The organism is Arthrobacter koreensis (assembly GCF_035792275.1).
Classification (GTDB): Bacteria; Actinomycetota; Actinomycetes; order Actinomycetales; family Micrococcaceae; genus Arthrobacter_B; species Arthrobacter_B koreensis_A.
Genome location: NZ_JAMWKK010000002.1, coordinates 317,240 through 327,064 on the forward strand (window position 1 = coordinate 317,240; position 9,825 = coordinate 327,064).

The following is a 9,825-nucleotide window of genomic DNA, read 5'->3' on the forward strand; positions in this document are numbered from 1 at the left end:
CGGATCCGGCCCGGGCTCCTCCGCGCACTGCCGCACTACCGCCGTTTGGCGACGCTGAGCAGGAAAGCTGAGTCCTCGATGGCGGTGACGGCATGGCGGGCCTGCGGCACGATGAGCAGGTCGCCTGCCGAGCCCTCCCAGCTTTCACCGTCGGAGAGCAGTGTAATCCGCCCCTTGAGTACGGTAATCGTGGCTTCGCCGGGGTTCTCATGCTCGTCCAGGCTGAACCCGGCGGCAAGGGCAATCACGGTCTGGCGCATTACGTGCTCGTGGCCGCCGTAGACTGTGGCCGCGCTTCGGCCGGAGGAAGCCTCCCGGGCCGTTTCCAGGTGGTTACGGACCAGCGCCGTCAGCGACTTCTTTTCCATGCCGGGAAGTCTAGATGCCGCGTGGGCGGTTAGGTAGCGGGAACTACGGGACCCGGTTGATCCACTCCGGAGTATCGAACTTGGACCCGACCTTCTCCCGGGCGCGATCCATCTCCGCATCGGAGATGCCCGTGGTCCGGGCGCCGTAGCGCTCGGCAAAAGTCTGCATCATGGTGTCCAGGATTGCCTCCCGGCTCAGGCCCGTTTGCCGCCGCAGCGGGTCCACCCGCTTCTTGGCGCTGCGCGTGCCTTTGTCCGAGAGCTTCTCCTTGCCGATGCGGAGCACCTGCACCATCTTGTCCGCATCGATGTCGTAGGACATGGTGACGTGGTGCAGCATGGCCCCTGAGCTGAGCCGCTTCTGCGCCGCACCGCCGATTTTGCCCTGGTCCGTGGCGATGTCGTTGAGCGGCTGGTACCAGGCCTTGATGCCCAGGCGCTCGAGGGACTCCATGACCCAGGCGTCCAAGAAAGGGTATGAATCGGCGAAACTCAGTCCGTCCACCAGGGACTGGGGTACATAGAGTGAGTAGGTGATGGCGTTGCCGTGCTCCATGAACATCGCACCGCCGCCGCTGATCCGGCGGACAACCGTTACTCCGTGGCGTTCGGCGCCGTCGGGGTCCACCTCATTGCGCAGCGACTGGAAGCTGCCGATCACCACGGACGGGGACTCCCATTCCCAGAACCGCAGGGTCGGGTTGCGCCGCCCGGCCGCGACTTCCTCTGCCAGGACTTCATCCATTGCCACGTGCATATGGGTAGAAAGCGGGGTGGGCGGAATGATCTCCCACTGGTGGTCGCCCCAGCTGGTGGCTTTGGCCAGCGCCCGGCGCACTGTAATGGCAACGGCCTCGGGCGAGAAGCCGAACAGCACAGCGTCGGGGCGCAGCCTGGTGCGGACGGCGTCGGCAATCTGTTCTGCCGTGCTCTCCGCCGGTAACCCGGTCAATGCAGCATTGATCTCGTCCAGCGCGTCATCGGGCTCGAGGAAGAAGTCCCCGCTCAGGGAGACTGAATCCAGCAGACCGTCCTTCACTTCGAGGTCCACCACGACCAGTTTGCCGCCGGGGACCTTGTATTCCCCGTGCCGGCGGCCGTCGTGTGCTTCGCTCATTTCTGATCCTCCCGGAAGAACTCTTCCCTTTGCGCCCTGCGCGCTTAGGTCATGGACGTAAACGAAAGGTCCGTCCGGATCATTCCGGACGGACCTTTCAATTCTAGGCTGCTGCCAAGGTAGCGCTAAGGCTACTTCTTGCCGCCGAAGCCCTTGAAGCGTGCGTTGAAGCGCTCCACGCGGCCGGCGGAGTCCATGATGCGCTGCTTGCCCGTGTAGAACGGGTGCGAAGCGGAGGAGATTTCCACCTCGATCAGCGGGTAGGTGTTGCCGTCTTCCCACTCGATCGTCTTGGAGGACGTCGCCGTGGAGTTGGTCAGGAACGCGGTGTCGGACGCAAGGTCACGGAAGACTACCGGCGCGTACGTGGGGTGGATATCAGACTTCACAGTATTACCTTCTCTAGGTGACTGGATTTTGCCAGGCACAATGGGGTTCAAAGCTCTTGAGGCCAATTGGCCAACAATCAATCTTAGCGCAAGGATGGCGGTTATGCGCAAAAGTACGCCACGCTGCCTTCCAGCGGCCCGTGCGCATCCAGCCTAGCGCAGCGCTCCCCCGCTGCCCCAGCTGCTGATCTCCGCGCGGATCGAGGTGGAGATGCCGCGGGTGGATCCTGAATAGTCCACCAGCAGCGGCCGGTACAGGTCATCCAGGGTCAGGACGATGGACCCGGCAAAGTCGCCTGGATTCTGGGGCTCGACGACGGCGGTGAGCCGGGTGGCCGGGGAACCCAGGTAATCCACTCCGTACTCAACCCGGGCAGGACCGGCGCCTTCGACGAGTCCCCGCAGCCGGTCCGGATTGGCGGTGAGCTCAGCGGCATCGGCCAGCACCGCGGCGTAGGTTTCCTCCGCGCCGCCTGAGGCATCCGCGCTGGCCGTCGATTCGCCGGTGCGCAGTGTCCTGCCGTTCTCCGAGACGGAGATTTCCAGCTCACCGTCGGCACTGCGCAGTTCCATTGCGAACGCCGGGGCGGTGCGGAACTGCATGGTGTAGGTCCCCGGCGGAAGCCAGCTCGCCGTCGTCGTCACCTTCTGTTCCGCTCCGGTACCGGCTTCCATGGCGGCGGCGACGCAGTCGCCTGCACCGTCAAACCCGCCGGTATCCCGGCGGAGCAGGAACTGGCATGCCTCCTGCACGCTTTCGGCCATCCCGGCCTGCGCCCCGCTGACGCTGACCTGCATGGGCTCCGGCGTGGCGGTGGGCTCGGGCTCGGCCGTGCGCACCTTGGCCTGCTGCGGGACGGGTGCCGGCGGTGCGGGGGTGGAAGTCCTGGCCTCGGTCCGGGCGCTGACCTGGTCAGCGGTGGGCCCGCATGCTGCGAGGACGGGCACGACCGCCGCGGCAAGGCAGAGCGCGGCCATACGCGGATAACCGTGCTTGCGTGCCGGCATGGAATGCCCCCGGGGTCAGGAGAGACGTCAGTGCTTCGTGCACGGCCAGTGTGACACCAACAGGCTTCGGATATAAGCGTGGGGACCGCCTAAAAAACCCGGCACTCCCAAAAAGCCACTGCGGACGCTGCTGCGACGTTCAGGGAGTCGACCCCGCGCTGCATGGGAATCCGGACAGTCAGGTCAACTTCAGCCAGGGTGCTGCGCGAGAGTCCGTCACCTTCGGTACCCAGGATCAGCGCGAGCCGGTCAAAGCGCCGGGCGCCAAGCTCCTGGAGTGTCAGCGAATCGTCTTCCAGCGCCAGCGCGGCCGTAGCGAACCCGGCGGCCCGGAGGTCGGCAAGGGCACCTGGCCAGGACTCAAGCCGCAGCCACGGCACCTGGAACACCGTTCCCATGCTGACTCGGATGGCCCTGCGGTACAGCGGGTCCGCGCACTGCGGGCTGACCAGGACGGCGTCGACCCCCAGGGCAGCCGCGGAACGGAAAATCGCGCCGATGTTGGTGTGGTCGACGATGTTTTCAAGGATGGCGATCCGCCGTGAACCTGCCAGCACGCCGGTCAGTTCCAGCGGGGCGGGACGGTGCATTGCTGCCAGCGCGCCGCGGTGCAGGTGGAATCCGGTGATGGCCTCAAGGATGTCCGGAGTTCCTACGTAGGCGGGCACCTCCTGGAACCGGTCCAGAATGTCCTGCAGGTCTGGCAGCCATTTCTCCGCCAGGAAGAAGGACCGCGGGGTGTGTCCTGCGTCGACGGCCCGCCGCAGGACTTTCGACGATTCGGCGATGTACATACCTTCGGCGGGTTCACGGAGGCGGCGCAGGGCGGTATCCGTCAGCCGGGTGTAGTCCGATACGCGGGGATCGTCGGAGGATTCGAGGTGGATAAGGCTCACTTAGAAAACCATAATCCAGAGAGCGACGAGGCCGAGCAGCACGATCACGGTCCGCAGGGCCACCGGGGGCAGCCTGCGGCCGACCGCTGCACCAATGAACCCGCCAATGAGCGAGCCGACGGCGATCAGTGCCACGACGGGCCAGATGATGCGGTCGAAGGCGAAGAGCAGGTAGGACGACGCAGCCACGACGTTGACGCCCAGCACCAGGATGTTTTTAACAGCGTTCGCGTTCTGCAGCGTTCCGTGCAGGAAGATGCCCAGGATGCCCACCAGCAGGATTCCCTGGGCAGCAACGAAATACCCGCCGTAGATCCCGGCGAGGAAGATCAGGACGGTCAGCTGCCACGAGGGCCGGCCGGGTCCTTCCCGGACGTCTCCGGTTTCCTCAAGCCGTGCAGCCCGTTCCCGCACCCAGGACTGGAGCCTGGGCTGGAAGATGATGAACAGCAGTGCAACCACGATCAGGAACGGAGCCACCGTCCCGAAGACATCCTCCGGAAGGTGCAGCAGCAGCCAGGCGCCCGTGACTCCGCCGAGGATGGACGCCGGCAGCAGCCGCAGCAGCGTGCCGCCGAGTCCTGCCAGTTCCCGCCGGTATCCCCAGGAGCCGGCAATGTTGCCGGCTACCAGGCCCATGGCATTGCTGATGGTGGCGGCCACGGGTGCATACCCCAGAGCAACGAGTACCGGGAAGGTCACCAGGGTGCCGGAGCCCACAATGGCGTTGATGGTTCCGGCCCAGAGGCCGGCGAAAAGTACCAGGGCGTCATGAAGCCACCCTGCCGAAGACAGGAACATCCGGGCGGGTCGCTGTTAGCGGCGGGCGGTGGCGCTGTAGCGGCCGGAGGCATCCCGCTGGACGGCCAGCGGGAGGTCGAAGGCGTTGCTCAGGTGCTCTTCGGTGAAGACGGTGTCGATGGCACCGGCCGCGACGACCGTGCCGTCACGCATCAGCAGTGCGTGGGTGAATCCCGGGGGGACTTCTTCAAGATGGTGGGTTACCAGCACGATCGCCGGAGCCTCTTCGTCCGCCGCCAGGTTGGCCAGGCGCTGGACCAGGTCCTCGCGGCCGGCCAGGTCGAGGCCGGCGGCCGGCTCGTCCAGCAGCAGCAGTTCAGGGTCCGTCATCAGGGCACGGGCGATCTGGACGCGCTTGCGTTCGCCTTCGCTCAGTGAAGCGAATTTGCGGTTGATGTAGGTGGACATCCCCCAGTCGTGCAGCAGCCTGAAGGCACGGCGCTCATCAAGTTTGTCGTACTTCTCGCGCCAGCGGCCGGTCATGCCGTAGGCCGCTGTGAGCACTACGTTGAGGACGGTCTCATGCTCGGGGATCTGGTTGGCCAGGGCTGCCGAGGCGAGGCCAATCCGCGGACGCAGTTCGAACACGTCAACGGCGCCCAGTACCTCTTCCAGGATTCCGGCCATGCCGCGGGTCGGGTGCATCCGGCCGCCCGCAATCTGCAGCAGCGTAGTCTTGCCGGCGCCGTTGGGTCCCATGATGACCCAGCGTTCGCCTTCCCTCACCTGCCAGTTCACGCCGTCCAACAGGGTTTTTCCGCCCCGGACGACACTTACTCCGGCAAATTCAAGAACATCACTCATAGCAGTAGACACTAGGCTAAAGAAAGGCGCGTTGGCGAAACGCGACGCCGCCGCATGTCCGCGCTGCCGTGTCCAGACCGGCCGCCCACACAGCACGAAGAACGGAATCCGCGCATGTCCCCTGAAACCTCCCCTGAATACAGCGTTGTCAGCTACGGACGCGAACTCGCTGACGCGTACCTTGGGAAGGTCCAGCAGGCCGTTGCCGGAACCGGCGCGCGGATCGTTGAGCTGGAGAACGCCGAGGGGGACGGCTATGTGGTTTCGAAACTGTTCGTAACGTACGACGGCGGTCTTCAGGCACTGCGCACGGCCGTCACCTCTGCGGCCGCGGCGGCTCTGGACGGCGGTGCGGCTCCGGCGCAGAGCGCCGTCGTCCCGGCGTCGCTGGTTGAACCCGGACGCAAGCTGCTCGTCATGGACGTGGACTCCACCCTGATTAAGCAGGAGGTCATCGAGCTGCTGGCGGCTCACGCCGGGCGCGAGGCTGAAGTCGCGGCAGTAACCGAGGCAGCGATGCGCGGTGAGCTGGACTTTGCGCAGAGCCTGCACGCACGGGTAGAGACCCTTGCCGGACTGCCTGAATCGGTGATCGCCGAGGTCGGGACACGGATCGAACTCTCCGAGGGTGCCGAAGCCCTGGTCAAGGCTTTCCTGACGGCGGGCCACGCGGTGGCAGTGGTGTCCGGGGGGTTCAACCAGGTGCTGGCTCCCCTGGCCTCCGCACTGGAGCTGACATTCGCGCGGGCCAATGAGCTGGGGATCGAAGACGGCGTGCTGACCGGAAAGGTTACCGGCGAGGTCGTCGACCGCGCTGTCAAGGCCCGCTCACTGCGGGAATGGGCGGCCGAACTGGACATCCGCCTGGACCAGACCATCGCGGTGGGCGACGGCGCCAATGACCTGGACATGCTGGCGGCGGCCGCACTGGGCGTGGCGTTTAATGCCAAGCCGGCAGTGCAGGCCGCCGCTGATGCTGTGCTGAACCTGCCCAGCCTGGACGTGGTTCAGCACTTCGTGAAGCTGTAGCTCCCGGAGGTTCCGGTTCCTAGGCGCTGAGGTAGTCCGAGCCGCCCACGTACTCGGTGTGGCCGGTCGGTGCATCGGCAAGGGCCATGCGGGCTACCTCGGCAGCAAACTCCTCGACGGAGTAGAGCCGGCCGGCCTCTTCCCGGCGTGCTTCGATCGCGCCGGGATTGGCGCGGTCCAGCAGGGTCGCCGTGACGGTGCCTTCGATCATGTCGCCGGAGACCACGACGAGCGAGATGCCCTTCTCCTCCAGCTCAGGGATCCGGGCGCGCAGGGCATCCTCTCCGGCGCGCTTGCTGCGGGCCACCGGCTCGTACTCCGGCATCGTGGGAACGGTGTTGATGAAGTGTGCCTGGTGGCTGGTCACGAAGACCACCCGCGAGCCCGGCTTCATCTGCGCTGCCGCAGCGGTGAGCATATTGACCTGTGCGTCGCGGTTCAGCTTGAGCGCGTAGTCCTCCTCCACGCCCGTTTCCATTCCGCCTGAGGCGTTCAGTACCAGCACGTCCAGGCTGCCGAACGAGCCGAGGGCTGCGTCAACCAGCGCGGCGGGTCCTTCGGGGGACGTCAGGTCCGCGCCAACGGCAACGGCCCGGCCGCCCGCGGCTTCGATTCCGGCAACCACCTTGTTGGCACGCGGTGCCTTCTGGCGGTAGTTCACCACCACGCCTGCGCCTTCGGCGGCGAGCAGTTTTGCGACTTCAGCGCCGATGCCCCGGGATGATCCGGTGACGATTGCCGCTTTGTGCTCGAGCTGGCCCATAAGTACTCCTTTGTGGAAATTGGCTAAAGATGTGCTCTCTGCTTCCCATCCTGCCAGCCGGTGCGAGCACGGGCCTTGGTGGAAACCTCCAAGGAATACCCCGCCGGCATGCGTGCGCGCTAGTGTCCCATTCCCAGTCCGCCGTCAACGGGGATGACTGCTCCGGAGATGTATCCGGCTTCAGGGCCGGCGATCCAGCGCACAACGCCCGCGACCTCCTCAGGGGCGGCGAAGCGTCCGGCCGGGATGGATGACAGGTAGTTCTTCTGGGTGTCCTCGGGCAGGGCGCGGGTCATGTCCGTGTCGATGAACCCGGGAGCCACGACGTTGGCCGTGATGTTCCGCGAGCCCAGTTCACGGGTCAGGGAGCGGGCGATGCCCACCAGGCCCGCCTTGGATGCGGCGTAGTTGACCTGGCCCGGGGAACCGTACAGGCCAACCACGGAGGAAATCAGCACCACACGGCCGCGGCGCAGTTTCAGCATTCCCTTCGAAGCGCGCTTGACCACCCGGAAGGCTCCGGTGAGGTTGGTGTCCACGACGTCGGTGAAATCGTCCTCGCTCATGCGCAGCAGCAGCGTGTCACGGGTGATTCCGGCGTTGGCCACCAGCACCTCGACCGGGCCGTGCGCGGCTTCCACTTCGGAGAACGCGGCGTCGACCGACGCCATGTCCGTGACGTCGGCCCTGACCCCGAGCATCCCTTCCGGGACTTCGCCGCTGCGGTAGGTGATGGCCACCTTGTCCCCCGCCTCCACGAAAGTCCTGGCGATGGCCAGGCCTATTCCGCGGTTTCCGCCGGTGACGAGGACACTGCGGCCGGCCTGGGTCTGGGAGTCGTTCTGCACAAAAAATCCTTACGTTCTGGGCGGGGCGTGAGATTCCGATCCTATCCGCGCGGGAGGCAACTACAAGTTCACCGGCAGCAGTGAGACAATAGGGAAATCTGTTTGGAGAGTGATGACCCAGTGATGAATCTGCGATGACCCAAGGATGAGAAAGCTATCCCGCCGCGGCGTCCCCGTTCCCCGGATTACGGACGCCCGCTCGGCGCATACCGACGAGATGCATGCGCGCATGGTCAAGTACACGGTTTCCATGAGTATCCGCATGGTGTGCCTGTTCCTGCTCTTCTTCGTCCACGGCTGGATGCTGTGGGTGGTGGTGGCGGGCGCCGTCGTGCTGCCCTGGTTCGCCGTCGTCATCGCCAACGGAGGAAGCGACAGCGGGAACTTGGGCGCGGATTCTCCCTACGAGTCGGCACCGCCGCAGCAGCTCGAGGCGCATGTAACTGATGCTCCGGAGTCCCCCGGCACCACGGTGCTGAGCGGGGAAATTATTGACGACGACGGCCCCTCCGGCCGCGGAACGCAGGCGCCGGGCGCATGAACCTGCTTGACCAGTTATCCGGCGGCGCCGGACCAGAAGACCGTGCCCGGTGTTCCCGGAAGGGCTGCCGTGCCGACGCGGCATGGCAGCTGCTGTGGAATAACCCGAAGATCCATACCCCGGAGCGGCGGAAGGTCTGGCTGGCATGCGGTGAGCACCGCGACTGGCTTGAAGAGTACCTCCAGGTCCGCTCCCTGTGGAAAGAAACCCTGCCCCTTCCCGGCGGCGCCGGAACCGAAAGCGACACCCAGTAGATGTACAAGTTCCTCCTCTCCAGCCGGTGGCTGGGCTGGTTCGCCCTGGTGTGTGCACTGGCGGCAGTCTGCGCGTTCCTGGGCACCTGGCAGCTTGAGCGCCGCGACGCGGTCCGTGAGGACATCGGCTGGGTCGAAGCGAACTACTCCGCGGAACCGGTCCCCTTCGAGGAAGCAGCCGGATACTTCAGGGAATTCGATCCGTCGGCCGAATGGCTCCCGGTGGAGCTCACCGGCACCTATGACACAGCGAACCAGCGGATTGTCCGGAACCGTCCGCTGAGCGGGCGTCCCGGCTACGAGGTCCTGGTTCCCCTGAAGCTCGCAGACGGCACCGCCGTGGTGGTGAACCGCGGCTGGCTGCCGATCGGCGACAACGAGGCCGGCTGGCCGGACGAGGTCCCTGCTGCCCCGGAGGGAGAAGTGACGGTGACCGCCCGGCTCAAGCCCGCGGAACCCACTCTCCTGCGCGGAGCCCCGGACGGCCAGCTGGCGTCGATCGACATCGCTGAGTACCAGGACCAGGTGGGGTACCCGCTGGAGCAGGCTGCCTACGGCCTGATGGACAGTGAGGACCCGGCACCCGCCGACCGGCCCGAAGCCGCACCGAAACCGGCGCTGGACGAAGGCCCGCACCTCTCCTACGCCCTGCAGTGGTATGCGTTTGGCCTGCTCTTTTTCGTCGGGTTTGGCTACGCGGCGCGGCAGGAAGCCTGGAACATCATCGAGGCCGGCGAAGAGGACGATGAAGACTGGGAGGACGACGACGATGTCCACTCGGCTGCCCCCGTCCCGCGCCGGACGCGGCCGGTGCGCAAGCGCCGCGGCCCCACCGGCGAGGAAGAGGAAGACGCGATCCTGGACGCCCAGGGCTACTAGGTGTACTGAGACAGCACGTTAGTTACACCGGGTGATGGGTGCTTTGCCTCCGAGGCTGCTGTGTGGGCGTTGGTGGTTGTAGAAGTCTAGCCACGGTTGCAGGGCATCGGTGCGGGCTTGGTTGGAGT

General features: G+C 65.8%; 14 protein-coding genes. 4 read left to right on the forward strand and 10 right to left on the reverse strand.

Translation table 11 applies throughout. The annotated features are described in order from the left end of the window. Positions 1-35 precede the first annotated feature (35 nt). The 7 genes from NGB94_RS03405 to NGB94_RS03435 all read right to left on the reverse strand — a co-directional run bounded on the left by NGB94_RS03405 (position 36) and on the right by NGB94_RS03435 (position 5,383). On the reverse strand, positions 36-368 hold the full coding sequence (locus NGB94_RS03405; protein WP_325789090.1) for a cupin domain-containing protein: 333 nt from the start codon (positions 366-368) through the stop codon (positions 36-38). Positions 369-411: 43 nt separating this feature from the next. Next, the gene (locus NGB94_RS03410) at positions 412-1,485 is read right to left on the reverse strand and encodes a lipoyl protein ligase domain-containing protein (RefSeq protein ID WP_325789092.1); all 1,074 of its coding nucleotides are present in this window, start codon (positions 1,483-1,485) and stop codon (positions 412-414) included. A gap of 131 nt (positions 1,486-1,616) precedes the next feature. Further along, entirely contained in the window at positions 1,617-1,874 is a 258-nt protein-coding gene (locus NGB94_RS03415) for a type B 50S ribosomal protein L31 (RefSeq protein ID WP_055241121.1), read from the reverse strand. Between the two features lie 153 nt (positions 1,875-2,027). After that, positions 2,028-2,882, reverse strand: a complete 855-nt coding sequence (locus tag NGB94_RS03420) for a hypothetical protein (RefSeq protein ID WP_325789093.1) — start codon at positions 2,880-2,882, stop codon at positions 2,028-2,030. A gap of 89 nt (positions 2,883-2,971) precedes the next feature. Then, positions 2,972-3,778 (reverse strand): RNA methyltransferase, encoded by an 807-nt coding sequence (locus NGB94_RS03425; protein WP_325789095.1) that lies wholly within the window; start codon positions 3,776-3,778, stop codon positions 2,972-2,974. Then, the gene (locus tag NGB94_RS03430; RefSeq protein ID WP_325789096.1) at positions 3,779-4,579 is read right to left on the reverse strand and encodes a sulfite exporter TauE/SafE family protein; all 801 of its coding nucleotides are present in this window, start codon (positions 4,577-4,579) and stop codon (positions 3,779-3,781) included. Positions 4,580-4,594: 15 nt separating this feature from the next. Further along, positions 4,595-5,383, reverse strand: coding sequence for an ABC transporter ATP-binding protein (locus NGB94_RS03435; protein WP_325789098.1), 789 nt, complete (start codon positions 5,381-5,383; stop codon positions 4,595-4,597). A 114-nt stretch (positions 5,384-5,497) separates the two neighbouring features. On the opposite strand from NGB94_RS03435, the gene serB reads away from it, so the two are divergent. Continuing rightward, positions 5,498-6,412, forward strand: coding sequence for a phosphoserine phosphatase SerB (gene serB, locus NGB94_RS03440; RefSeq protein WP_325789099.1), 915 nt, complete (start codon positions 5,498-5,500; stop codon positions 6,410-6,412). Between the two features lie 19 nt (positions 6,413-6,431). Here the strand turns inward: serB and NGB94_RS03445 are convergent, their stop codons facing one another. After that, entirely contained in the window at positions 6,432-7,175 is a 744-nt protein-coding gene (locus NGB94_RS03445) for an SDR family oxidoreductase (RefSeq protein ID WP_325789100.1), read from the reverse strand. A 119-nt stretch (positions 7,176-7,294) separates the two neighbouring features. Next, positions 7,295-8,023: a beta-ketoacyl-ACP reductase gene (locus tag NGB94_RS03450; protein WP_325789101.1), complete on the reverse strand. Its 729-nt coding sequence runs from the start codon at positions 8,021-8,023 to the stop codon at positions 7,295-7,297. 145 nt (positions 8,024-8,168) lie between these two features. Here NGB94_RS03450 and NGB94_RS03455 point away from each other — a divergent pair, with 145 nt between their 5' ends. Genes NGB94_RS03455 through NGB94_RS03465 form a run of 3 tightly spaced genes read left to right on the forward strand, consistent with a single transcriptional unit; the run spans position 8,169 to position 9,697 of the window. Next, a complete protein-coding gene (locus tag NGB94_RS03455) occupies positions 8,169-8,564 on the forward strand; it encodes a DUF3099 domain-containing protein (RefSeq protein WP_325789102.1) in 396 nt (131 codons plus the stop codon). Then, on the forward strand, positions 8,561-8,818 hold the full coding sequence (locus tag NGB94_RS03460; protein ID WP_325789103.1) for a hypothetical protein: 258 nt from the start codon (positions 8,561-8,563) through the stop codon (positions 8,816-8,818). Before NGB94_RS03455 ends, NGB94_RS03460 begins: the two co-directional genes overlap by 4 nt. Then, positions 8,819-9,697, forward strand: a complete 879-nt coding sequence (locus tag NGB94_RS03465; RefSeq protein ID WP_325789104.1) for an SURF1 family protein — start codon at positions 8,819-8,821, stop codon at positions 9,695-9,697. 18 nt (positions 9,698-9,715) lie between these two features. On the opposite strand, the gene NGB94_RS03470 is transcribed toward NGB94_RS03465, so the two are convergent. After that, positions 9,716-9,799: an integrase core domain-containing protein gene (locus NGB94_RS03470; protein ID WP_418910588.1), complete on the reverse strand. Its 84-nt coding sequence runs from the start codon at positions 9,797-9,799 to the stop codon at positions 9,716-9,718. Positions 9,800-9,825: the final 26 nt, after the last annotated feature.